Source organism: Janibacter sp. UYMM211 (genome assembly GCF_040547045.1).
Classification (GTDB): domain Bacteria; phylum Actinomycetota; class Actinomycetes; order Actinomycetales; family Dermatophilaceae; genus Marihabitans; species Marihabitans melonis.
This window is the reverse complement of the sequence record NZ_JBEPOY010000002.1, coordinates 457,831-480,315: the sequence shown is the minus strand read 5'-3', so window position 1 is coordinate 480,315 and position 22,485 is coordinate 457,831. Positions and strand designations below refer to the sequence as shown.

Below are 22,485 nucleotides of genomic sequence, written 5' to 3'. Positions count from 1 at the left end.
GGCTAGACCGCGTCGCGCGAGCGGACGAGCAGGTCGGCCATGAGCGCGAGGGACCCGATGAGGATGCCGCTCACGACGAGCAGGATCGTGCTCGCCGGGACGTAGAAGGGGTGGCGCACCATGTCGACGACGAGCTTGAGCCCGCCGATGAGCACGAGCCACAGCGCGGGCGGCATGAGCACCCGCAGCGGGTCGAAGTACATGACCATGCGCAGCACCTGGAGGATGTAGCGGTAGGCGTCCTTGAAGAACTTGAACTTCGAGGTGCCGGCCCGCTTCGCGTACGACGTGTAGACGTACTTGATGTCGTGCTGGTTCATGAGGAAGGCCAGCGTGATCGTCGTGACGCACGAGAAGCCGGGGGGCAGCAGGCGCAGGTAGGGCAGCGCGACGGAGCGGCGGATCGCCCGCAGACCGGAGTTGAGGTCCGGGATCCGCTGGCGCGAGAGCCACTCGGCGATCTTGCGGATGACGAACTTCGCCGGGACGCGCGCCCACTTGTGGGTGCCCTCCTCGGTGGTGCGCGCGCCGACGACCTGGTCGTAGGACGGGTCGTCGAGGAGCACCTGGACGAGCTCGGGGATGCGCTCGTTCTCGTAGGTCATGTCGGCGTCGGTCCACACGACGATCTCGCCGCGGGCCTGCTGGGTGCCGATGCGACGCGCGGTGCCCGAGCCGCCGTTGCGGCGGAAGGCGAGGATGCGGATGGCCGGGTAGTCCACGGCCGCGGCGGTGAGCACCTCGAGGGTGTCGTCCGTCGACGCGTCGTCGATGCACAGCAGCTCGTAGCTCAGCCCGCTCTCGTCGAGGACGCGGCTGATCCGCTCGATCTCGAGCATGACGTGCTCGGCCTCGTTGTAGCAGGGCAGGACGACGGTGACGAGCGGGTCGCCCGGCTCGCGCTCGACCGGCTCGCCGGCCCCGACGTGCTCGACGACAGGGTTGCGCCGACCGGGGTGACCGGCGACGGCCGGCGTGACGACGTGGTCCCCGTCGTCGCGCACGGCACCGCTGCGCCCCGGCTGCGGGACCGGGACGGTCGGGTCGGACGACGGGACGGGGGTGGGCCCGGGGCCCTGCATGTGCTCGCTCATCTCGTGAGCGAGGGTATCGCCCGCCGGGTCGGCGGGCCGCATCGTGCCCGAAGGGGTGGTCGGCCCGCCGTGCTCAGCCGGCCGGGGCGAGCCAGACCTGGAGGGGCAGCGGGGTCGTCCCGTCGGGGCGGTCCTCGAGGATGCGCATGTCCTCCTGAACGGTGACGTCGAGGACGAGCTCGCCCGCGGGCAGACCGAGCTCAGGCAGCGACTGCGGACCGCGCGAGGCGACGAGGACGAGACGCCCGCCGGAGGCCTCGACCCGCTCGGCGAGGTCGTCGACGGCGGCCCGCAGCTCCTGCGGGTCGTCGCGCAGCAGGCCCTGGGTGGCGACGGCCGGCACGTCGCACATGCCCCGCGTCACCTGGGCCCACTGGTTGACCGCCCAGTCGTCCGCCGCGAGCACGAGCGTGGCCCCGCTGTCGTACACGGCACGGCAGTAGGTGTCGACCGCGGCCAGCTCGCCCTGCTCGATGCGCTCGGAGCGGTGCGGCCAGGTCGCCGCGGCGGTGGGGACGGCGGCGGCGAGGAGGACGACCGCGACGGCCGCTGCGGCCAGCCCCCGACCCGCGGCCCCCGGGGCAGTCGCGAGCAGCCGGCGGCCGAGCCAGGCGGCCGCCACGACGACGAGGAGGAGCACGAGGGGCAGGACGACGAGGAGCCGGCGGTCGGCCCACGGGTGGTCGGGGGTGATGCCGGGTCGCCACAGGGTGAGCAGGCTCGACCCGGTCGCGACGAAGAGCGGGCCGGCCCAGGACGGGTAGGGGTCCCCCTTCGCCCACGTCGAGCCCAGCCGCCCCCACAGGGCGGCGAGCGCGAGGAGGGCGACGACGAGGGCCACCGGGCCCACCCACCACGACAGCCACTCGACGGAGTGCTCGGCGTAGGTGCGTCCGCCGTCGACCGGCAGGCCCTGCGCGGCCTGCATCCGCGCGACGTACATCGCGCCGGGGTCGCTCGGGTCCTGGCGCACCGTCATGACGAGCGGGCGCAGCGCGAGACCGACGCCGACGAGGACGACGAGCGGCGCGAGCACGCGCGGCAGGGTCGTCGTGAGGCGCGCCGGCAGCGACCAGCCGCGCGCCGAGCGGCGCAGGAGGTACCAGCACAGCAGTCCCATGAGGACGACGAGCCCGACGAGGGGCAGCAGGGAGGCGCCGATCTCGCCGAGGTAGCGCCAGCTCATGACACCCGCGACGGCGAAGCCCGCGAGCGTCGCCCCGACGGAGCCGACGAGCAGCGGCCGCCCCCACGACCGCCCGCGCGCGAGGAGCAGTGCGGCGACGGGGACGAGCAGCATCGTCTCGCGCAGGGCGTCGATGCGCACGATGCTCGTGCCGCCGACGAGCACCCCGGCGAGCAGCGCGGTGCGCGCGACGCGCACCGCCGCCGGGCCGGAGGCCCCGCGGCCGTCGTCTCGCGTCGCGAGAGCCAGGGCGAGGAAGCCGCCGGCGAGGGTGAGCGCGGCGAGCGGCTCGGAGTACGTGCTGCGCGAGGTGTGCAGCCACGGGAAGCACGCCCCGACGAGCAGCACCCCCGGCGTGGCGAGCCAGGCGCCGGCTCGGCCCCGGATGCCGAGGGCGAGGAGCAGCCCGAGCCCGAGCAGTGCGGGACCGGCGAGCACGGCCGGCGCCCACATCGCGAGGTCCGGCCCGCCGAGACGAAGGGGGATCGAGTACGTCAGGGCGGGGCCGGGCATGAACTGCGGCTGGACCGAGGGGTCGTCCGGCGAGCCGATCTCGTAGAAGGCCGGGGACTCCAGCGTCAGCCCCGGCACCGCGAGGGTCTCCGGGCCGCCGATGTCGGCCGGGTCGACGGGCACGGGCCGGCGCGACTCACGGGCCAGCTGCTCGGTCGCCTGGTAGTAGCTCGCGGAGTCGCGGCGGGGCAGCACCTGCTCGCTGCGTGTCGTACCGGTCCACACCGTGATGGCGAGGACGGCGAGGACGAGGAGCGCCGCGGGGGCCGCCGGCATCGCGACGGCGGGCAGGTCACGGGTCCCCCGCACCGCCGCGGCCGCGGCGACGACGGCGGTGACGACGCCGACGAGCGGGGTCCAGGCCCCGACCCAGGCGAAGACCGCTCCGACGAAGCCGAGCAGCACGAGCCACAGGGCCGTGGCGAGCACGACGCGGGTGAGCACGCCACCGGCGTCGGCCGTGCTGCGGGAGGCGGTCCGCTCGCGGTCGTCAGGAACGGTCGCGGCGGCAGTCACGCGCGCCACGGTATCCCGACCACCTCGACGCGACGTGGCACGGTGGTGCCATGCCAGCCCCCTCCCCCGCCGACCTCCTGCCCGCCCTCCTGGCCGACGACCCGGCCCGCCCGCGGATCACCTGCTACGACGACCTGCCCGGCGCGACGGCCGGCGAGCGGGTCGAGCTGTCCGCCCGCGTCCTCGACAAGTGGGTCTCGAAGGCGGCGAACGCGCTCCAAGAGGAGTGGGACGTCGCCCCCGGCTCGGTCGTCGTGCTCGCCGCCCGGCCGCACTGGCGCGCCACGTACTGGGCGCTCGCGACATGGGCCGTCGGCGCGACGCTCTCGCTCGTCGAGGTCGACGACGCCGAGGTGGCCGTGAGCGACACCCTGCCCGGCCCGGACGCGACGACGAGCGTCTACCTCACCCGCGCCTCGCTCGCCCGCTCGAGCGACGTCGCGCTGCCCCCGGGCGTCGTCGACGAGGCGGCCGACGTGTCGGGCTACGGCGACTTCTTCGCCCCCTGGGCGACGCCCGAGCCCGACGGCACCGCGCTCGTCACCGGCTCCGGCGAGATCACCTACGGCGAGCTCGTCGACGCGGCAGCGCGGCGCTGGCCCGACCTGCCCCGTGGCGGCCGGGTCGACGTCGCGCCCGCGAGCACGCAGGACCTGCTGCTCGCGCTCGTCGCCGCGTGGTCCGCCCGAGGCTCTCTCGTCGTCCACGTCGGCGGCACCGACCCCGCCGTGCGGGCGCGGCGGGCCCAGGACGAAGGGGTGGACCACCAGATCGAGGTCGACCCGGCCTGAGCCGGGTCGACCTCGTCGTGGGTACGGGGGTGCGTCAGCCCGCGCGGCGGGCGCGCAGCTCGTGCTCGAGGGCCTGCCACGTCATGCCGCCGACGACACCGGTGCGGGCCATGCCCCGTCGGCCCTGGAGCGCCTTGACCGCCTCGACGGTCTTCGGCCCGTAGGAGCCGTCCGCCCGGACGCCGAGGTAGCGCTGCAGGGTGGTGACGGCATACCCCTTCGAGCCGGGCTTGATGACCGTGGTGCGGTACTTGAGGAAGGGGTAGTCGCGGGCCTCGAGCGCGTCCCACGTCTTGGCGTCGACGACGCCGGTGACCTTGAGCTTGCTCGCCCACTGGAAGGAGCGGACGGCCTTCTCCGTGGCCTTGCCGTAGGCACCGTCGACGCCGATGGCGAGAGCGCGCTGGAGGGTCTTCACCGCGGCACCGCGAGCGCCGGGGGCCAGGACCGTCGACTTCAGGCCGGAGTACTCCGTCGTCGAGCGCACGGTCGGGGTGACCGGGGTCGGCTTCGGCGTCTGGACCGATCCGTTCTTCTTGTACGGCAGCCCGGCGAGCGCGCGCCAGGCGTTCTCGCCGACGACGCCGTCGACCTTGAGGGTCATCTTGCGCTGGAAGGAGCGCACGGCGGTCGCGGTCTTCTCGCCGTAGCTGCCGTCGGCGGCGATCCCGAGCTTCTTCTGCGCGGCCTTGACCGCCTCACCGGTCGAGCCGAGGCGCAGGGTGGTCTTGAAGTACTTCGCCAGGCTCTCCATGCCCCCGCGAGCGGGTATCTCGCCCAGCGCCACCATCCGCTCCCACGTGCGGGTGTCGAGGACACCGGTGACCGGGATGGACTGCGCCGACTGCCAACGGCGCAGCGCGGTCTCCGTCGCGGGGCCGAAGGCGCCGTCGGCGGTGACGCCGATGACCTTCTGCGCGAGCTTGACGTCGTCCCCCTTCGCGCCGACCTTGAGGGTCGGGTAGCTGTCCGGGGTGGCGACCGGGGGCGTGACGGGGGTCCCGCTCGACCCGCCGGGGGTGCTCGTGACGCTCGTCCACGCCTTGCCCGTCCACCACGACGTGCGCTGCATCGCGCCGTCCCAGCTGAAGGAGAAGTGGATGTGGTCGGTGTGCGGGCTCGACCCGTAGTACGGGCGCCAGCCGACGCCCATGTTGTACGTGCCCCAGATCTTGCGGTCCCAGATGATGTACATGACGCCGAAGCGGCGGGCCATCGCGCCCGGGCGGCCCTGCGCGTCCGGGGCGACGAGCCAGGCGACGACCGAGTCGGCGATCTCCTGCTGACGGGGGTCGTTCTTGTTGAGCATCCAGTCCAGCGCGCGCCCCTCGGAGTGCTCCGTCAGACCGGCGTTGCAGTTGCGGCTGATGCCGTAGTTGAGCTGGCTGTAGTGCTGGGACATGAGACGGGCGAAGGCGGTGACGCCCGGCTTGGCCACCGGGTCGCAGACCGTCTGCGGCAGGTACGGCGAGGCGACGTCGAGGTCACCGGGCAGGTTGTTGTTGACGGGCGGCCTCGGGGCGTCCGCCGCGGCGAGCGGGGCCATGACGGGGATGGTCACGGCGGGGACGACGAGGGCACCAAGAACGCGGGCGCTGAGGGACACGCCGGATCCTCCGTTTCAGCAGGCAGATCCGCTGGGCCAGGGGGAGCCCAACGGCGTCTGGCATCAGGTGTCACAGAGGTCCCTGGCGCCACAACGTGCACAGATATCTCACGGGGCACTCCCGACGCGCCAGACCCTCGGGGTGAATTACGTCCCTGTCGTTCCGTGGACGAGCCCACGGCGCGGTGCTGCGGGAGGACACTGCTGACCGGCCCGCCGGGCCCGCGCACCCCGCCCGGGACCGTCCGTCGACGGCCACTAGCCTGGCGCCATGGACAAGGTCGTCTCCACTGCTGCCGAGGCCGTCGACGGGATCCGTGACGGCGCCTCCCTGGCCGTGGGCGGGTTCGGGTTGTGCGGTATCCCGAGCGTGCTCATCGCCGAGCTGCGACGGACGGGGGTGAAGCACCTGCGCTGCGTGAGCAACAACTGCGGCGTCGACGACTGGGGGCTGGGCCTGCTCCTCGCCGGTGGTCAGATCGACCGGATGACATCCTCCTACGTCGGGGAGAACAAGGAGTTCGCCCGCCAGTACCTCTCCGGCGAGCTCGAGGTCGAGCTCACCCCTCAGGGCACGCTCGCGGAGAAGCTGCGGGCCGGTGGCGCCGGGATCGCTGCCTTCTACACCCGCACCGGGGTCGGCACGCAGATCGCCGACGGCGGTCTGCCGTGGCGCTACGACGCCGAGGGCGGCATCGCCCTCGCCTCGCCGCCGAAGGAGGTGCGCCCCTTCGCCGTGACGAGCCGCGACGCCGAGGCCGAGGACGGCCGCCGGGTCGAGGAGCACGAGTTCGTCCTCGAGGAGGCGATCTCCACCGACTTCGCCCTCGTGCGCGCCTGGAAGGGCGACCGCCACGGCAACCTCGTCTTCCGCACGAGCTCGCGCAACTTCAACCCGCTGTGCGCCATGGCCGGCCGGCTGACGATCGCCGAGGTCGAGGAGCTCGTCGAGCCCGGCGAGCTGGACCCCGACGAGGTGCACCTGCCGGGCATCTACGTCCAGCGGGTGCTGCCGCTGACGGCCGAGCAGGCCGCCGACAAGCGCATCGAGAAGCGCACGGTCACCCCCACTCCCACGACGCAGGAGGCCTGAGATGCCGCTGACCCGTGTGCAGATGGCCGCACGTGCCGCCCAGGAGCTCGCCGACGGCGACTACGTCAACCTCGGCATCGGGCTGCCCACGCTCGTGCCGAACTACGTGCCCGACGACGTCGAGATCGTCCTGCAGTCCGAGAACGGCATCCTCGGCGTCGGGGCCTACCCCGCCGAGGACGCCGTCGACCCCGATCTCATCAACGCGGGCAAGGAGACGGTCACCCTGCGCAAGGGGGCGAGCATCTTCGACTCCGCCACGTCCTTCGGGATGATCCGCGGCGGCAAGGTCGACGCGGCGATCCTCGGCGCCATGCAGGTCGCCGCCAACGGCGACATCGCCAACTGGATGATCCCCGGCAAGATGGTCAAGGGCATGGGCGGCGCGATGGACCTCGTCCACGGCGCCCGCAAGGTCATCGTCCTCATGGAGCACGTCGCCAAGGACGGCTCGCACAAGATCGTCGCCGAGTGCGACCTGCCGCTCACCGGCAAGGGCGTCGTGCAGCGGGTCATCACCGACCTCGCCGTCATGGACCTCACCGAGGACGGCGTCGTCGTGCGCGAGCTCTTCGACATCTCCCCCGCGGACCTCCAGGACAAGACGGGCGTGGCGCTGACCTTCGACCTCGAGGGCTGACCCCCTCGCCGGTCGAGGTGCGACGAAGGAGCCTCGAGACACCCAGCCACCTTCGCTGGTCGAGGTGCGAGACCACCCAGCCCTCCTCGCTGGTCGAGGTGCGAGGGCGCCCTGCGCCCGAGCCTCGAGACCAACCGAGGCGGCTCACGACTCCCGCGCGGCCCACAGCCAGGCCGTCGGCACCTCCTGCGTCGTGCCGACGGCCCGCACGCGGGTCCACGACGGGGCGCGCTGCAGGGCGGCCGCCGTGGCACCCGGCAGCGGGGCAGCCCCGACGAGCACGACCTCGCCGAGCCCTCCGGCGACCGCCCGGTGGAGGACCCGGGCCGAACCCGCCGGGGCGAGGACGACCTCGGTGCCGCCGACGGAGCGCACGAAGTGCTCCCCGACCCGCCCGGCGACCTCGGCGTCGTCGTCACCCGGCAGGCGCACAGTGCTCAGGCCGGCCCCGGTGAGCGAGTCCTCGACGGCCTCGGAGACGTGCGCGGTGCTGCCGAGCAGGTGCGCCGACGTCACCCCCGCTCGGCCCACCGCCGCCCGGGTGCGCCACGGCAGCTGCGTGCTGCCCGCGACGACGACCGGCTCGCGCAGACGTCGCGCCGTCCCGGAGAAGGCCGCGCCGGCCGAGCGCCCCGTCGTCGTCGTCACCGCGACGGCCCGCACGGTGCGCCTCGCCGAGATCTGCTGCAGGACCGCGGCGGCCACCGAGTCGACGTCCGAGCCGCCGAGACGCACGACGACGAGACCCCGCGAGCGCAGCGCGCGCAGCACCCCGTCCTCGACCGTCGCGGGCCCGCCGACGACGTAGGCGGTGCGTACGCGGCTCCCCCGCCGGTCCAGCTCCGCCGTCGTCGCAGACCCCAGGCCGCGGCGACCGGTGAGGAGCAGCGGGGCGTCGAGGGTGCCGGCGAGCGGCTGGGCGACGAGGGCGTGGAGCGCGTCCTGCTCGTACTGGCTGGCGAGGACCACGCTCGTCGCGCTCGTGGGGACCGACCGCGCGATCGCGACGGCCAGCCCGGGGGCGCCCGCGCCCGACGTCCGCGCGTCGGCGCGGCGCAGCGCCGTCGACGGGAGGCCGAGGGCCTGACGGAGCGCGACCCCGGTCAGCGTCGCCGTCGCGCCGCCCGAGGAGGTCGCCCTCGCGGTGGCCACGGCGTGGCCGGTCGCCCGGTCGGACAGGTCGAGGCGCACGACGTCGGGCAGGCCGAAGGCCGCCGCGAGGCTCGACTGCGAGATCGTCCGGGTCCACGAGCGGTAGGGGTTCTCCGAGCCGAGGCTCGCGGGGTCGTAGCGGCTGCGCAGGTAGGGCCGCGCCGCTCCGAAGACCTCTCCCCCGTCGAGCGACCACCCGCCGTTGCTCGACGAGTACAGCGCCTCGATCACCTGGCCGCCGTAGCGCGGGACGTACCCCGTCGAGGACGAGCCGGTCGCCCGCACGGCCGCCTGCCAGCGCGGCCAGGCGGCGAGCTCGCCGCCCGTGGGCACGGGGTGGAAGACCTGGTCGGCGACGGTGTCGGTGACGTGGCAGGCGCACTCCGGGCGCAGCCCGGCGGAGATCTTGCGCATCGCGTAGGCCCGCGCCGCAGCGGCCTGCGCCTGGAGGGCCGACGACGGCCAGCTCCACGGCACCTCGCGGATCTGGTCGAGGTACTCGTCGTGCAGCCGGACCCAGAGGACGGCGTGCACTCCCGCGCCGGCCGAGGGGGTGAGGACGAGGCGGCCGTACCGGTAGAGCGACCCCGAGACCTCGAGATCGGTCCGGGCCGCCCAGGTCGTCGCGGTGATGCTCGACCCGGTGAGCGGCGCCCAGGAGCAGGACGAACAGCTCGCGACGACCGACGAGCCGCTGCGGGTGACGACGACCGTCGCCCCGCCCGGGGCGCTCACGGTGCGCGAGCCGGCGGTGAGGGTGAGGGTGCCCCCTCCGCTCGCCGTCGCGCGCCCGACGAGCCGCGACCGCGCCACCGACTGCTCGAGCGAGACCGCGACCTGCTGGGTGTCCGGGACGGCGTCGTAGGTCGTGCCGGCGTAGTAGTGCGCGAGGATCTGGCGCGCGCTCCAGCCCTCGTCGGCGAGGTGCTTCGCCCCGTACTGGCTCATGCCCACGCCGTGCCCGAAGCCCGACCCGCTGATCTGCCACTGCGCCGGCACGACGACCGCCGCGTCCGCGGCCGGCGCACGGCCCGGTGGCGCGGCGGAGGTCGGCGCCGCCAGCGGCACGAGGAGCACGGCGGCGAGGAGCAGGGCGGGCAGTGTGCGAGGCGAGATCATGGCGGGACCGGCTGGCTCGAAGGGATCTGCGGGGCATCGATCGTAGTCCCGCGGGCCGCCCCGCGACAGGGCCTCAGCGGGTCTGGTCGTCCCCGTCGGCGGCGAGCGAGGCGGGGCTGGTGAGGAAGCCGATCCCCCACGCCCAGTGCATCGTCGCGATCGCCAGGGGCACCCGGGCCCGCACGGCGGGGGTCTCCCCCTTCGCCACCACCCAGCCGCCCACGGTGACGGCCGCGGCGTAGCCGAGCGGCACGACGAGGGCGGGCCGCCAGCGCAGCCCGACGACGGTCGCGGCGAGGGTGCCGGCGACCATGACCGGCGGGGCGAGGTAGCGGGCGTTGGCCGTGCCCGGGTGACGACGGGCGACGACCCGGCGCCACCGGCCGTAGCCGCGGTACTGCTCGGCGAGCCGGCGCACCGTGCTGCGCGGGCGGTAGGTGACGACGAGGTCGGGGGTGAACCACACGCGGCGGCCCTGCTGGCGCAGGCGGTGGTTCATCTCCCAGTCCTGGGCCCGCGAGAAGTGCGGGTCGTAGCCGCCGACGGACTCCAGGGCCTCTCGCCGGAAGACCCCGAGATAGACCGTGTCGGCCTCGCCCGCGCCCCCGCCGACGTGGAAGCGGCTGCCGCCGACGCCGAGCGGGCTGCGCATCGCCGTCGCGACCGCCCGCTCGAAGGGGGTCGTCCCCCGGGCGTCCATGATCCCGCCGACGTTGTCTGCGCCCGTCTCGTCCAGGACGCGCACCGCCGTGGAGATGTACGACGGGGGGATCTCGGCGTGGGCGTCGACGCGGGCGACGACGTCGCCGGAGGACGCGGCGATGGCGGCGTTGAGGCCGTCGGGGGTGCGTCCGCTGGGGTTGGGCACGGAGAGCACCCGCGGGTCGGCGGCGGCCAGACGCGCGGCGAGCTCCTCGGTCCGGTCCGAGGAGGGCCCGACGGCGAGGACGACCTCGACCCGTCCCTCGTAGTCCTGCTCGAGGACCTGGCGCACGGAGGCCTCGAGGTGACGCTCCTCGTCGAGGACGGGCATGACGACGCTGACGGCGGGGAGGGGGTGCGGCACGGGCCCAGTATGGCCGTCCACGGTGTTGCTGCGAGCGAGCACACGGCTGCGCCTCGTACCCTGTCCGGCATGCCTGAGCACCCCCGCCGGCCCCGCCGCCCCGAGGACGGACGTCGCGACGACGACGCGATGACCTTCGACGTGCGGCGCGGCCGCTCCCGCTCCACCGGGGGTTCGCCGACCCCGCGCGAGCGGCCGCAGCGGCCTCAGCGCCCCGCCCAGGGCGCGGCCAAGCCCGCCCCCAAGCCCACATCGAAGCCCGCGCCGAAGCAGCCCGCCGACCGCCCGCGCCGCCGTCCTGAGCCGGGCTCAGCACGCGCCGACGACACCGCCCGCGCCATCCCGACCGGCAGCCGCGCCGCCCGTCCGGCAGGGTCACGCCCCCAGGGGCAGTCCCGTCCCCGCCAGCAGGCCCGGCCCGACGAGCGGGCCGAGCCGCGCACCCGGGTCATGCCGGTGGCCGGCCAGGGCCAGTCGCCGCGCCCGGAGCGGCCCCGCCGTCCGGAGCGGCCCGCGACCGACGACCGGGGTCGTCCCGGGGGCCCGACCGGCCCGACGCGCACCGGTGGGGGCCGGCGCCGCCGCCCCCTTCGCACCGCCGGGATCGTGCTGCTCTGCCTCGCCCTCGTCTGGGGCGGGGCGACGTACTGGGCCGTGAGCTCGGCGTGGGGCGAGGTCAACAAGGTCGACGCGACCCCGAGCGGCGAGCGCGTCGCCGAGGGCGACGGGCGCAACGTCCTGCTCGTCGGCAGCGACTCCCGCGAGGGCATGACCCGCGAGGAGCGCAACCGGCTGGGCACCGGCCAGGCCGAGGGCAAGCGCACCGACTCGATCATCGTGCTGCACACCGGCGGCGACCGGCCGGTCCTGCTGTCGATCCCCCGCGACTCCTACGTCGAGATCCCCGGCCACGGGATGAACAAGATCAACGCCGCCTACTCGATCGGCGGGGCCAAGCTGCTCGGCGAGACGATCGAGGCCAACACCGGTCTGCACATGGACGGGTACATGGAGATCGGCTTCGGCGGCTTCGCGCAGGTCGTCGACGCCGTCGACGGGGTGTGGATCTGCGTCCAGCGCGACATGGACGACCCCAAGGCGCACATCGACCTCAAGAAGGGCTGCCAGACCCTCGACGGCAAGACCGCGCTCGGCTACGTCCGGGCGCGCTACTCCGACCCCGAGGGCGACATCGGCCGCGCGAAGCGTCAGCGGCAGTTCCTCGGCTCGCTCATGGGCGAGATCGCGACGCCGGGCACCCTGGTCCAGCCGTGGAAGCTGCGCTCCCTGGGCCAGCAGTCGGGCGGCGCCCTCACCGTCGGCGAGGACGACTCGATGATCGAGACCGGTCGTGCCTTCTGGGCGATCCGCTCGGTGTCGAAGGGGGAGGGCGACTCGATCGTCGTCCCGATCTCGAACAGCAACCTGCCCACCCCGGTCGGCTCCGCCGTGCAGTGGGACACCGAGAAGGCCCCCCAGCTCTTCGACGACCTCAACCACAACCGCCCCCTGAGCATCGACCCCTCGAAGGGCTGACCCGTCAGACCCTGGCGGGCCGTCGCACCTCGCCCACCACGGCCCCCTTCGGTCTCCACCCGATGTGCTCCGCGCCACGACTGCCCGGTAGCGTCGCGCCCATGCAGAAGATCGGTGTCGTCGGGTGCGGGCTCATGGGTGCGGGCATCGCGGAGGTGTGCGCGCGAGCAGGCAGCGAGGTCGTCGTCGTCGAGTCCGACGACGCGCGCGCCGAGTCGGGCCGCGCCCGCCTCGAGAAGTCCCTGCGCCGGGCCCAGGAGCGCGGCAAGCTCGACGACGCCGGCGCCGTGCTCGAGCGGATCCGGGTCGTCACCGATCTCACCGAGCTCGCCGACCGCGACATGGTCGTCGAGGCGATCCTCGAGGAGGAGTCGGCGAAGGTCGCCCTCTTCAAGCAGCTCGACGAGATCGTCACCAGCCCGGACGCGATCCTCGCCTCGAACACGAGCTCGATCCCGATCATGAAGCTCGCGACGGTCACCAAGCGCCCGAGCCACGTCCTCGGCGTCCACTTCTTCAACCCGGTCCCGGTGCTCAAGCTCGTCGAGCTCGTCCCCTCCCTCATGACCGACGCGCAGACCACCGAGCGTGCCCGCGACTACGTCGACAACACCCTGGGCAAGCAGGCCATCACCTGCCAGGACCGCGCCGGCTTCGTCGTCAACAGCCTGCTCATCCCCTTCATCCTCAGCGCGATCCGGATGTACGAGTCCGGCTTCGCGACCGCCGAGGACATCGACTCCGGCCTCGTCCTCGGTGCCGCCCACCCGCAGGGCCCCCTCGCCCTGGCCGACCTCATCGGTCTCGACACGACGATGGCCGTCGCCCAGTCGCTCTACGAGGAGTTCAAGGAGCCGCTCTACGCTCCCCCGCCGCTGCTCGCGCGCATGGTCGACGCCGGCCTCCTCGGTCGCAAGACCGGCCGCGGCTTCTACACCTACGAGCAGTAGGCCGAAGGGGGACGCCCCAGGTCGCGCAGAAGCCCCCGCCGGTCTCGGCGGGGGCTTCTGCGATGTCCGACGAAGGGGTGTCGGGCACACCGGGGTCTCGGCTGGGCGGGGAGGACGCCGGTCAGGCGCGAGCCGGCTCCACCGGGCTCTCGATGCTCTCCTCCGCGGCGCGTGCGGCGCGCTGCGGGATGAGCAGGGCGACCCCCGCAGCGAGCGCGGCCGCCGCGGCGCCGAGCAGCAGCCCGACGCGGAAGCCGGACTCGCTGGGCAGCGGCACACCCCCGAGGTCGGTCGTCATGTGCGACAGGACGACGCCGATGACCGCGGACGACACGGTGGTGCCGATGGAGCGCATGAGCGTGTTGACGCTGTTCGCCGACGCGGTCTCGGAGATCGGGACCGAGCCCATGATGAGCGCGGGCATGGCGCCGTATGCGAAGCCGACACCGGAGCTCATGAGGCACACGGCGACGAGCAGCCCCCACGTCGAGCCCATGAGCGCGATCGCGGCGAGGTAGCCCACCGACACGACGAGCGCGCCGAGCGCGAGGGTCGTGCGCGGACCACGGGCGTGCGAGAGCCGGGCGCCGACCGGCGAGACGAGCATCATGACGATGCCGCCCGGGGCCATCCACAGCCCCATCTGGAGCATGTCCTGGCCGAGCCCGTACCCGGTCTGGGTGGGCAGCTGGAGCAGTTGCGGGATGACGAGGCCCTGGGCGTACATCGCGAAGCCGACGACGACCGAGGCGAGGTTGGTGAGCAGCACGACCGGCCGGGCGGTGACCCGCAGGTCGACGAGCGGCTCGGGCGTGCGCAGCTCGTAGGCGCCCCAGACGAGGAGGACGACGACGCCGGCCACGAGCGGGACGAGGGTCCGGCCGCTCGCCCAGCCCCAGTCCGCCCCCTTCGTGATCGGCAGGAGCACGCAGATGAGGCCGACGCCCAGGCCCAGCGCGCCGACGACGTCGAAGCGACCGCCCGCGGTCACCCCGGACGCGGGCAGGAAGCGGTGGACGAGGAAGGCCACGACGAGCGCGAGCACCGCCGCGCCCCAGAAGAGACCGCGCCAGCTGCCGTACTCGGCGACGGCCGCGGCCGCCGGCAGGCCGAGCGCGCCGCCGATGCCGAGCGAGGCGCTCATGAGGGCGATCGAGCTGCCCAGCCGCTCCGGCGGCAGCAGGTCGCGCATGACGCTGATGCCGAGCGGGATGAGACCCATCGCGGCCCCCTGGAAGGCGCGCCCGACGATCATCGGCACGACGCTCGAGGCGGTGGCGCACACGAGGGACCCGACGACGAGTAGCGCGGTGCACCCGAGCATCACCGGTCGCTTGCCGTAGAGGTCGCCGAGGCGTCCGCTCACCGGCGTGACGACGGCGGCGGCGAGCAGCGTCGCGGTGATGACCCACGTCGCGTCGGTGGCCGTCGTGCCGAGCAGCTGCGGGAGGTCACCGATGAGCGGCACGACGAGGGTCTGCATGAGGGCGGCGACGATGCCGGCGAAGGCGAGGACGGGGACGATCGCGCGCGGCGACGCCGCGGGTGCGGGGAGGGTCTGTGACACGGATGTGTACCGTACATATGATGTGCACGATGCACAAAGCCGGGCGGGTGCACCCGCACCCGCACCCGCTCCGACGACGAGGGACGAAGCCATGACGCACGACGGGCGCCACGAGGCGCTGGAGCTCGAGACGATGCTCCTCAGCCGCTACCTCCTGCCCGGACGGCGCCCGCCGAAGCGGGTGCGCCACCTCGAGCGCAGCGCCTACACGCTGCTGCGCCGCCTCCAGGCCGAGGGCCCGATGACCATCGCCGAGCTCAGCGAGGCCCTCGACCTCGACGTGTCCACCCTCAACCGGCAGACCGCAGCGATGCTGCGCTGCGGAGACCTCGAGCGCGTGCCCGACCCCGATGGCGGGGTCGCACGCAAGTTCCGCCCCACGCCGGCCGGCGAGGAGCACCTGCAGCACGACCTCGGCGCGAACGTCGACGGCCTTCGCCGGGTCGTCGGCGACTGGCCCGAGGAGGACCTCGACGACCTCGTCCGGCTGCTGCGCCGCTTCAACGGCGACATCGAGCGCCTCCACGGGCGCCCCTGGCCCCGCGGCTGACGCGGCCCACGCAGGACGGTCTCCCCCGTCAGGACGGCGAAGGGGTGCCCCCTCGCCTCAGGCCTTCGGCAGGCCCTGCAGGAGCTGACGTGCCATGACGACCCGCTGGATCTGGTTGGTGCCCTCGTAGATCTGGGTGATCTTCGCGTCGCGCATCATCCGCTCCAGCGGGAAGTCACGGGTGTAGCCCGCCCCGCCGAGGAGCTGGACCGCGTCCGTCGTGACGCGCATCGCCATGTCCGAGGCGTAGGCCTTCGCGGCCGCGCCGAAGAAGGTGAGGTCGGCGTCGCCGCGCTCGGACTTCGCGGCCGCGACGTAGACCATCTGGCGAGCGGCCTCGAGCTCCATCGCCATGTCGGCGAGCATGAACTGGATGCCCTGGAAGTCGGCGACGGCCTTGCCGAACTGCGAGCGCTCCTTGACGTAGGCCAGCGCGTGGTCGAGCGCGCCCTGGGCGATGCCTACGGCCTGCGCGCCGATGGTGATGCGGGTGTGGTCCAGGGTGCGCAGGGCGATCTTCAGCCCCTCGCCCTCGGCGCCGACGATGCGGTCGCCGGGCAGACGCACGTCGTCGAAGTGCAGCTCACGGGTCGGGCTGCCCTTGATGCCGAGCTTGCGCTCCTTCTCGCCGAAGGTGAAGCCCTCGTCGGACTTCTCCACGACGAAGGCGCTGATGTTGCGCCCGCGCTCGCCGTCGGGGTCGGTGACCGCGAGCACCGTGTAGTACTCCGAGACGCCGGCGTTGGTGATCCACGCCTTGCTGCCCCGCAGCACCCAGTCCTCGCCGTCCTTCGTGGCCCGGCAGCGCATGCCCGCGGTGTCCGAGCCGGCCTCGCGCTCGGAGAGCCCGTAGGAGAAGAAGCCCTCGCCGGAGGCGAGCTTGGGCATGTACCGCGCGTTGATCTCCGGCGAGCCGCCGAGGATGACCGGCAGCGAGCCGAGCTTGTTGACCGCGGGGATGAGCGAGGAGCTCGCGCAGACCCGCGCGACCTCCTCGATGATGATGCAGACCGCGAGTGCGTCCGCGCCGACGCCGTCGTGCTCCTCGGCGACGTGCGCCGCGTGGAAGTCGGCCGCGACGAGGGCGTCGTGCGCCTCCTGCGGGTAGCGGCTCTCCTCGTCGACGGCAGCGGCGAAGGGGGCGATCTTCGCCTCGGAGACGGCACGCACCGCCTCACGGAGGGCCTCGTGGTCCTCGCTCGTGCGGAAGAGGTCGAAGTCGGCGTCAGCGCTCACGAGCCCGATGCTACGTCCGGCCTGCACGAGACCGGCACGCCCCCCGCCCAGAGGTGAGCAATCGCTCACTCACCGGGTCGAAGAAGGAGCGTCACCTCGAGGTGACGCTCCTTCTTCGAACCAGGGCGGGTCGGCTCAGGAGTCGGAGCCGAAGAGGTCGCGGGTGTAGATCTTGTCGTCGACGTCGGCGAGGTCGTCGGTGCGGCGGTTGGCGACGATGACGTCGGACATGGCCTTGAACTCGTCGAGGTCGCGGATGACGCGCGAGCCGTAGAAGGAGTCGTCGGTGAGCTCGGGCTCGAAGACGACGACGTCGACGCCCTTGGCCTTGATCCGCTTCATGATCCCCTGGATCGAGGAGGCGCGGAAGTTGTCCGAGCCGGCCTTCATGATGAGGCGGTGGATGCCCACGACACGGGGGCTGCGGGCCAGGACGTCCTCGGCGACGAAGTCCTTGCGGGTGCGGTTGGAGTCGACGATCGCCTGCATGAGGTTCTGCGGGACGTCCTGGTAGTTCGCGAGCATCTGCTTGGTGTCCTTGGGCAGGCAGTACCCGCCGTAGCCGAAGCTCGGGTTGTTGTAGTGCGTGCCGATGCGCGGGTCGTGACCCACGCCCTCGATGATCTGGCGGGTGTTGAGCCCGTGGGTCGCGGCGAAGGTGTCGAGCTCGTTGAAGTACGCGACGCGCATCGCGAGGTAGGTGTTGGCGAAGAGCTTGATCGCCTCGGCCTCGGTGGAGTCGGTGAGCAGCACCGGGATGTCGCTGTCCTCGGCGGCCTCGACGAGCAGGTCGGCGAAGCGGCGCGCACGGTCGCTGATCTCGCCGACGACGATGCGCGAGGGGTGGAGGTTGTCGTACAGGGCCCGGCCCTCGCGCAGGAACTCCGGCGAGAAGATGACGTCGGGGGTGCCCAGGCGCTCGCGCACGCCGGCGGTGAAGCCGACGGGGATCGTGGACTTGATGACCATCGTCGCGCCCGGGGCGTGCTCCATGACGTCGGCGATGACGCCCTCGACGGTGGAGGTGTTGAAGTAGTTGGTCTGCGGGTCGTAGTCCGTGGGCGTGGCGATGACGACGTACTCGGCGCCGGCGTAGGCCTCGGCCTTGTCGAGCGTGAAGCGCAGGTCGAGCTCGCGGTGGGCGAGGAAGTCGACGATCTCGGGGTCCGCGATCGGGCTGCGCCGGTCGTTGAGGGCCTCGACCCGGTCGGGCGCGATGTCGAAGCCGACCACCTCGTTGTGCTGCGCGAGGAGGACGGCCATGGACAGGCCGACGTAACCGGTGCCGACGACGGCGATGCGAGTGCTCACGGGGTCCCTGTCTACCTGGGGGTGCGGACACGGCATTATCACCCGCCCCCCGACCCGCTCCGAAATGACCCGGCGCGCCCCTCCCCACGACCGGGTCGGAAGGCAGAGACTGACCGGATGAGCCTGACCCATCAGAACGACGACGACCTCATGCGAGAGCTCATGGCCGACCCGGGCATCTGGGTGGTCGTGGGGCTGTCCAACAACACCGAGCGTGACGCCTACCGCGTCGCCCGCTGGCTGAAGTACGAGCTCGGCAAGGGCATCATCCCGGTGCACCCCGACGCCGAGGACGTCGACGGCGACACGGGCTACGCCTCGCTCGCCGACATCCCGGACGACACCGACGTCAAGGTCGTCGACTGCTTCGTCAACAGCACCGAGGTCGGGTCGGTCGTCGACCAGGCGATCGCGCACAAGGACCGGCTGCAGATCGACGCGATCTGGATGCAGCTCGGCGTCGTCGACGCCGCCGCTGCCGACCGCGCCCGCGCCGCCGGTCTCGACGTCGTCATGGACACGTGCCCGAAGATCCAGGCCCGTCGGCTGCGCACCATGGGCTCCCACCGCTAGGACACCGGCGGCGAAGGGGGGTCAGCGCTGCGCGCGCAGCGCCTCCCCCTTCGCCCGGGCGGACGACTCGAGGTCGGCGGCGAAGGCGACGAGCGCCGAGCGCAGGCGCGCCGCCTCCTCGCCCTCGCCCGCCCCGAGCATCCGCGCGGCGAGCAGGCCCGCGTTGCGGGCCCCGCCGACGGCGACGGTCGCGACGGGGATGCCCGCGGGCATCTGGACGATGGAGAGCAGGCTGTCCATGCCGTCGAGGTACTTCAGCGGGACCGGCACGCCGATGACCGGCAGAGGCGTGACCGACGCGAGCATGCCCGGCAGATGGGCCGCTCCCCCGGCGCCGGCGATGATGACGCGCAGCCCGCGCTCGGCGGCCTGCTGGCCGTACTCGATCATCGCCGTCGGCATGCGGTGCGCCGAGACGACGTCGGCCTCGTGGGCGACGCCGAGCTCGTCGAGCACCTCGGAGGCGGCCCGCATGACGGGCCAGTCGCTGTCGCTGCCCATGACGACCCCGACGACCGGCTGCTGCTCACTCACGGATGGCTCCTTCGATGTAGTCGGCGGCGTGCCGGGCCCGCTCACGCAGGTCGGCGAGGTCCTCGCCGCTGAGGTTGACGTGCCCGATCTTGCGGCCCGGGCGGACCGCCTTGCCGTAGAGGTGGACCTTGAGCTCGGGGTCGCGGGCCATGACGTGGCGGTACGTCGGGTAGAGGTCGGCGTCGACCCCGCCGAGCACGTTGGCCATGACCGTCCAGCGCGCCCGGGCTCGCGGCGAGCCGAGCGGCAGGTCGAGGACCGCCCGCAGGTGCTGCTCGAACTGCCCCGTCGTCGCGCCGTCCATGCTCCAGTGGCCCGAGTTGTGGGGGCGCATCGCGAGCTCGTTGACGACGACGTGGCCCTCGGGGAGCTCGAAGAGCTCGACGGCGAAGACCCCGGTGACGTCGAGCTCGGCGGCGATGCCGAGCGCGACGTCGCTCGCCCGCTCGGCGAGCTCGGGCGTGAGCCCCGGTGCCGGGGCGAGCACCTCGGTGCAGATGCCCCCGGACTGGACGGTCTCGACGACCGGCCACACGCTGGCCTGGCCGGAGGGCGCGCGGGCGACGAGGACGGCGAGCTCGCGCACGAAGGGGACCCGCTCCTCGACGAGCAGCGGCTCGCCGGCGGCGGCCGCCCGGGCGAGCCACTCCGTGGCGTCCTCGGGCTGGGTCGCGACGAGCACGCCGCGGCCGTCGTAGCCGCCGCGCGGGGTCTTGAGCACGACCGGCCAGCCGTGCTGGTCTGCGAAGGCGAGCAGCCCCCCTTCGTCACGCACCTCCGCCCACGCCGGGCACGGGATGCCGGCCCGCGAGAGGCGCTCGCGCATCGCGAGCTTGTCCTGCGCGTAGCGCAGCGCGGAGGGGCGCGGGTGGAGGGTCGCGCCGTCCGCCTCGAGGGCCGCGAGCACCTCGGCAGGGACCTGCTCGTGGTCGAAGGTCACGACGTCGCAGGCCCGGGCGAAGGCCCGGACGGCCTCGAGGTCGGTGTGCCCGCCGACGGGCGCGCTGGGGACGACGAGGGCGGCGCTGTCGTGGGCGTCGGCGGCCAGGACGGACAGCGTCACGCCCAGCTCGACGGCCGGGCCCGCGCACATCCGGGCGAGCTGACCACCACCGATGATGCCGACGACGGGGAAGCCTCCAGGAGCACGGCGCGGTGATGTCACGAATCGCAGAATAACGAGGTCACGCACTAGGCTCCCCCGGTGCCCACCACGCCAGACACCCCGACAGGGGACGCACCGGCGCCGGGCCCTGCCCGCACGGGTCTGCGTGGCCTCGTCGACACCATCTGGCACGAGGTCGCGAAGTTCGGGGTCATCGGCCTCATCTCCTTCGTCATCGACCTCGGCGGGATGAACCTCCTCACGCACACCGTGCTCGAGGAGAAGCCGACGACGGCCCGCATCCTCAGCGGTGTCGCGGCGACGATGTTCGCGTGGTTCGGGAACCGCAGCTGGACCTTCGCCCACCGGCGCAGCCGCCCGGTCGCCCACGAGGTCACCCTCTTCTTCGTCGTCAACGGCATCGCGCTCGTCATCTCGACGCTCACGCTCGTCATCTCGCACTACGTCATGGGCCTCGAGTCGCGCCTGGCCGACAACATCTCGACGATCTTCGGCATCGGGCTCGGCACGCTCTTCCGCTTCTGGGCCTACCGACGCTTCGTCTTCGCCAACGAGCCGCTCGACGTCGACACCTCTCCCCTGGCGGAGGACGAGCCCGTCAGCGGGTGACGTGCCCGTCTGAGAGGTAGACCTCGAAGACCGCCGGCTGGGTCTGCACGAGCTGGAGGCGACCCCCGTTGCGCTCGGCGAGGTCGCGCGCGAGCGCCAGCCCCAGGCCCGTGCCCTGCGAGGTCACCGAGCGCTCGAAGATGTGCGGCGCGATCGCCATGGGGATCCCCCGGCCCTCGTCGCGCGCCTCGACGACGATGCTCGGCCCGCTGCGCCGCGGCACGACCGAGACGGTGCCCGCACCGTGCTTGAGGCCGTTCTCGACGAGCGCGCCGATGATCTGGCTGAGGTCGGAGGGACGCACCCGGACCATGAGCCCGCGCTGGCCGGCGACCCGGATGCTGCGCTGCTCCGCGGCGAAGGCGGGCAGGTACTCGCGCTGGATCGAGGCGAGCACCGAGTCCAGCGAGATGACCGGCAGCTCGACCTCGTCGGTGCGCGTGCGGGCGCGCAGGTCCTCGACGACCCCGCCGAGACGCACCACCTGGGCGATGGCGACCTGCGCCTCCTCGTGCACCTCGTCGACGTCGTCCATGATCGCCAGCTCCTCGAGCCGCATGAGCAGCGCGGTGAGCGGGGTGCGCAGCTGGTGCGCGGCGTCGGCGGTGAAGTCGCGGTCGGTCGCGGTGCGTCGGCTCAGCTCGACGTCGCGCGCGGTGATGACCTGCGCCAGCCGGTCGATCTCGGCGACGTCCGAGCGGGGGGCGGGCGCTCCCCCTTCGCCCAGGGTGCGCACGCGCTGCGTGAGCTCGCCGATGGTGCCGGTGAGCTCGTCGGCGAGCCGGTCGCTCGCCCGGCGGGCGAGCATCGCGCTGCCGGCGACGACGAGGGCGACCCAGGCCAGGCCGACGGCGGCCCACCCGGCGAGGTGACCGGGCTCGACCTGCAGGGCGCGCTCCGGGTCGCTCGCGGCGACGAAGAGCGCGGCGACGAGCGGCAGGCCCAGCCCGACGGCGAGGACGACGAGGGGCAGCGTCGTCGCGGAGAGGGCGCGGCGCCTCATCCGGCGTCGAAGCGGAAGCCGACCCCCCGCACCGTCGTGATGTAGCGGGGGTTGGAGGCGTCGTCACCGAGCTTCCGGCGCAGCACGGAGATGTGCATGTCGAGGGTCTTCGTCGAGCCGAACCACTCGGTCTCCCAGACCTCCGCCATGAGGCGGTCGCGGGGCACGACGCGACCGGACTCGCGCACGAGGACGGAGAGGACCTCGAACTCCTTGACCGTGAGCGCGAGCTCCTCGCCGTGGAACCACGCGCGGCGGGCCTCGGCGTCGATGCGCAGCACGCTCTCGGCCGAGGCCTCCTCGGCGGAGGTGCGGCGCAGCAGGGCGCGCACGCGCGCCATGAGCTCGGCGAGCCGGAAGGGCTTGGTGACGTAGTCGTCGGCGCCGGCGTCGAGCCCCACGACCGTGTCGACCTCGTCGGCCCGGGCGGTGAGGATGAGGACGGGGACCGCCGAGCCGCTCGCCCGCACGCGGCGGCACACCTCGAGCCCGTCGAGCGTCGGCAGCCCGAGGTCGAGGATGAGCAGGTCGGGTCCCGAGGCGACGACGGCGTCCAGCGCCTCGCGCCCGTCGACGAACGCGTCGACGTCGTAGCCCTCACGACGCAGCGCACGGGTCAACGGGTCGGCGATGGCTGTGTCGTCCTCGGCCAGCAGCACTCGCGTCATGGGGCCTGAGTGTAGGGGCGGGATCTGCGATCCGCCGACCGGAGCG

20 protein-coding genes are annotated in these 22,485 nt (G+C 73.3%); 8 read left to right on the top strand and 12 right to left on the bottom strand.

Annotated features, from left to right (window positions below; genetic code table 11):
• Nucleotides 1–2 precede the first annotated feature (2 nt).
• Both ABIB53_RS07415 and ABIB53_RS07410 read right to left on the bottom strand, forming a co-directional pair.
• Nucleotides 3–1,094, bottom strand: coding sequence for a glycosyltransferase family 2 protein (locus ABIB53_RS07415; RefSeq protein ID WP_225212872.1), 1,092 nt, complete (start codon nucleotides 1,092–1,094; stop codon nucleotides 3–5).
• Between the two features lie 73 nt (nucleotides 1,095–1,167).
• On the bottom strand, nucleotides 1,168–3,309 hold the full coding sequence (locus ABIB53_RS07410) for a hypothetical protein (protein ID WP_354587694.1): 2,142 nt from the start codon (nucleotides 3,307–3,309) through the stop codon (nucleotides 1,168–1,170).
• A 50-nt stretch (nucleotides 3,310–3,359) separates the two neighbouring features.
• Here ABIB53_RS07410 and ABIB53_RS07405 point away from each other — a divergent pair, with 50 nt between their 5' ends.
• Nucleotides 3,360–4,100, top strand: a complete 741-nt coding sequence (locus tag ABIB53_RS07405; RefSeq protein ID WP_123091113.1) for a TIGR03089 family protein — start codon at nucleotides 3,360–3,362, stop codon at nucleotides 4,098–4,100.
• 34 nt (nucleotides 4,101–4,134) lie between these two features.
• Here the strand turns inward: ABIB53_RS07405 and ABIB53_RS07400 are convergent, their stop codons facing one another.
• Nucleotides 4,135–5,706, bottom strand: coding sequence for a peptidoglycan-binding domain-containing protein (locus ABIB53_RS07400; RefSeq protein WP_123091114.1), 1,572 nt, complete (start codon nucleotides 5,704–5,706; stop codon nucleotides 4,135–4,137).
• 271 nt (nucleotides 5,707–5,977) lie between these two features.
• Here ABIB53_RS07400 and ABIB53_RS07395 point away from each other — a divergent pair, with 271 nt between their 5' ends.
• Together ABIB53_RS07395 and ABIB53_RS07390 are read left to right on the top strand one after the other, a co-directional pair.
• The gene (locus tag ABIB53_RS07395; protein WP_251718601.1) at nucleotides 5,978–6,799 is read left to right on the top strand and encodes a CoA transferase subunit A; all 822 of its coding nucleotides are present in this window, start codon (nucleotides 5,978–5,980) and stop codon (nucleotides 6,797–6,799) included.
• Between the two features lies 1 nt (nucleotide 6,800).
• The gene (locus ABIB53_RS07390; RefSeq protein ID WP_354587693.1) at nucleotides 6,801–7,439 is read left to right on the top strand and encodes a 3-oxoacid CoA-transferase subunit B; all 639 of its coding nucleotides are present in this window, start codon (nucleotides 6,801–6,803) and stop codon (nucleotides 7,437–7,439) included.
• Between the two features lie 144 nt (nucleotides 7,440–7,583).
• Here the strand turns inward: ABIB53_RS07390 and ABIB53_RS07385 are convergent, their stop codons facing one another.
• Both ABIB53_RS07385 and ABIB53_RS07380 read right to left on the bottom strand, forming a co-directional pair.
• Nucleotides 7,584–9,710: a cell wall-binding repeat-containing protein gene (locus ABIB53_RS07385; protein ID WP_354587692.1), complete on the bottom strand. Its 2,127-nt coding sequence runs from the start codon at nucleotides 9,708–9,710 to the stop codon at nucleotides 7,584–7,586.
• A 73-nt stretch (nucleotides 9,711–9,783) separates the two neighbouring features.
• On the bottom strand, nucleotides 9,784–10,776 hold the full coding sequence (locus ABIB53_RS07380; protein ID WP_354587691.1) for a glycosyltransferase family 2 protein: 993 nt from the start codon (nucleotides 10,774–10,776) through the stop codon (nucleotides 9,784–9,786).
• Between the two features lie 69 nt (nucleotides 10,777–10,845).
• Here ABIB53_RS07380 and ABIB53_RS07375 point away from each other — a divergent pair, with 69 nt between their 5' ends.
• Both ABIB53_RS07375 and ABIB53_RS07370 read left to right on the top strand, forming a co-directional pair.
• A complete protein-coding gene (locus tag ABIB53_RS07375) occupies nucleotides 10,846–12,312 on the top strand; it encodes an LCP family protein (RefSeq protein WP_354587690.1) in 1,467 nt (488 codons plus the stop codon).
• Between the two features lie 101 nt (nucleotides 12,313–12,413).
• Nucleotides 12,414–13,262 (top strand): 3-hydroxybutyryl-CoA dehydrogenase, encoded by an 849-nt coding sequence (locus tag ABIB53_RS07370; RefSeq protein WP_068273482.1) that lies wholly within the window; start codon nucleotides 12,414–12,416, stop codon nucleotides 13,260–13,262.
• A 121-nt stretch (nucleotides 13,263–13,383) separates the two neighbouring features.
• Here ABIB53_RS07370 and ABIB53_RS07365 read toward each other — a convergent pair whose 3' ends face one another.
• On the bottom strand, nucleotides 13,384–14,829 hold the full coding sequence (locus ABIB53_RS07365) for an MFS transporter (protein WP_354587688.1): 1,446 nt from the start codon (nucleotides 14,827–14,829) through the stop codon (nucleotides 13,384–13,386).
• A 91-nt stretch (nucleotides 14,830–14,920) separates the two neighbouring features.
• On the opposite strand from ABIB53_RS07365, the gene ABIB53_RS07360 reads away from it, so the two are divergent.
• Nucleotides 14,921–15,379, top strand: a complete 459-nt coding sequence (locus tag ABIB53_RS07360; protein WP_191564563.1) for a MarR family winged helix-turn-helix transcriptional regulator — start codon at nucleotides 14,921–14,923, stop codon at nucleotides 15,377–15,379.
• Nucleotides 15,380–15,436: 57 nt separating this feature from the next.
• On the opposite strand, the gene ABIB53_RS07355 is transcribed toward ABIB53_RS07360, so the two are convergent.
• Together ABIB53_RS07355 and ABIB53_RS07350 are read right to left on the bottom strand one after the other, a co-directional pair.
• Nucleotides 15,437–16,615 carry an acyl-CoA dehydrogenase family protein gene (locus ABIB53_RS07355; RefSeq protein WP_123091125.1) on the bottom strand — a complete coding sequence of 393 codons (1,179 nt, stop codon included), beginning with the start codon at nucleotides 16,613–16,615 and terminating at the stop codon, nucleotides 15,437–15,439.
• 135 nt (nucleotides 16,616–16,750) lie between these two features.
• A complete protein-coding gene (locus tag ABIB53_RS07350) occupies nucleotides 16,751–17,926 on the bottom strand; it encodes a nucleotide sugar dehydrogenase (protein WP_224766862.1) in 1,176 nt (391 codons plus the stop codon).
• A gap of 117 nt (nucleotides 17,927–18,043) precedes the next feature.
• Between ABIB53_RS07350 and ABIB53_RS07345 the strand changes: the two genes are divergently transcribed.
• Nucleotides 18,044–18,499, top strand: a complete 456-nt coding sequence (locus ABIB53_RS07345) for a CoA-binding protein (protein WP_354587687.1) — start codon at nucleotides 18,044–18,046, stop codon at nucleotides 18,497–18,499.
• Between the two features lie 21 nt (nucleotides 18,500–18,520).
• On the opposite strand, the gene purE is transcribed toward ABIB53_RS07345, so the two are convergent.
• Together purE and ABIB53_RS07335 are read right to left on the bottom strand one after the other, a co-directional pair.
• Nucleotides 18,521–19,000 carry a 5-(carboxyamino)imidazole ribonucleotide mutase gene (purE, locus tag ABIB53_RS07340; RefSeq protein ID WP_354587937.1) on the bottom strand — a complete coding sequence of 160 codons (480 nt, stop codon included), beginning with the start codon at nucleotides 18,998–19,000 and terminating at the stop codon, nucleotides 18,521–18,523.
• A 25-nt stretch (nucleotides 19,001–19,025) separates the two neighbouring features.
• A complete protein-coding gene (locus ABIB53_RS07335; RefSeq protein WP_354587686.1) occupies nucleotides 19,026–20,198 on the bottom strand; it encodes a 5-(carboxyamino)imidazole ribonucleotide synthase in 1,173 nt (390 codons plus the stop codon).
• A 39-nt stretch (nucleotides 20,199–20,237) separates the two neighbouring features.
• Between ABIB53_RS07335 and ABIB53_RS07330 the strand changes: the two genes are divergently transcribed.
• A complete protein-coding gene (locus ABIB53_RS07330) occupies nucleotides 20,238–20,768 on the top strand; it encodes a GtrA family protein (RefSeq protein ID WP_251718610.1) in 531 nt (176 codons plus the stop codon).
• Here the strand turns inward: ABIB53_RS07330 and ABIB53_RS07325 are convergent.
• Complete coding sequence (locus ABIB53_RS07325; protein WP_354587685.1) at nucleotides 20,758–21,771, bottom strand: sensor histidine kinase; 1,014 nt, start codon at nucleotides 21,769–21,771, stop codon at nucleotides 20,758–20,760. The genes ABIB53_RS07330 and ABIB53_RS07325 overlap by 11 nt on opposite strands.
• Nucleotides 21,768–22,439: a response regulator transcription factor gene (locus ABIB53_RS07320; RefSeq protein WP_068273459.1), complete on the bottom strand. Its 672-nt coding sequence runs from the start codon at nucleotides 22,437–22,439 to the stop codon at nucleotides 21,768–21,770. The genes ABIB53_RS07325 and ABIB53_RS07320 overlap by 4 nt, the downstream gene beginning before the upstream one ends.
• Nucleotides 22,440–22,485 lie beyond the last annotated feature (46 nt).

Excerpts from the sequence above, each read along its gene's own strand:
- ABIB53_RS07325 (WP_354587685.1), bottom strand. The coding sequence starts at position 21,771 with ATGAGGCGCCGCGCCCTCTCCGCGACGACGCTGCCCCTCGTCGTCCTC.
- ABIB53_RS07395 (WP_251718601.1), top strand. The coding sequence starts at position 5,978 with ATGGACAAGGTCGTCTCCACTGCTGCCGAGGCCGTCGACGGGATCCGT.
- ABIB53_RS07360 (WP_191564563.1), top strand. The coding sequence starts at position 14,921 with ATGACGCACGACGGGCGCCACGAGGCGCTGGAGCTCGAGACGATGCTC.
- ABIB53_RS07375 (WP_354587690.1), top strand. The coding sequence starts at position 10,846 with ATGCCTGAGCACCCCCGCCGGCCCCGCCGCCCCGAGGACGGACGTCGC.
- ABIB53_RS07405 (WP_123091113.1), top strand. The coding sequence starts at position 3,360 with ATGCCAGCCCCCTCCCCCGCCGACCTCCTGCCCGCCCTCCTGGCCGAC.
- ABIB53_RS07320 (WP_068273459.1), bottom strand. The coding sequence starts at position 22,439 with ATGACGCGAGTGCTGCTGGCCGAGGACGACACAGCCATCGCCGACCCG.
- ABIB53_RS07370 (WP_068273482.1), top strand. The coding sequence starts at position 12,414 with ATGCAGAAGATCGGTGTCGTCGGGTGCGGGCTCATGGGTGCGGGCATC.
- ABIB53_RS07415 (WP_225212872.1), bottom strand. The coding sequence starts at position 1,094 with ATGAGCGAGCACATGCAGGGCCCCGGGCCCACCCCCGTCCCGTCGTCC.
- ABIB53_RS07345 (WP_354587687.1), top strand. The coding sequence starts at position 18,044 with ATGAGCCTGACCCATCAGAACGACGACGACCTCATGCGAGAGCTCATG.
- ABIB53_RS07390 (WP_354587693.1), top strand. The coding sequence starts at position 6,801 with ATGCCGCTGACCCGTGTGCAGATGGCCGCACGTGCCGCCCAGGAGCTC.
- ABIB53_RS07385 (WP_354587692.1), bottom strand. The coding sequence starts at position 9,710 with ATGATCTCGCCTCGCACACTGCCCGCCCTGCTCCTCGCCGCCGTGCTC.
- purE (WP_354587937.1), bottom strand. The coding sequence starts at position 19,000 with ATGGGCAGCGACAGCGACTGGCCCGTCATGCGGGCCGCCTCCGAGGTG.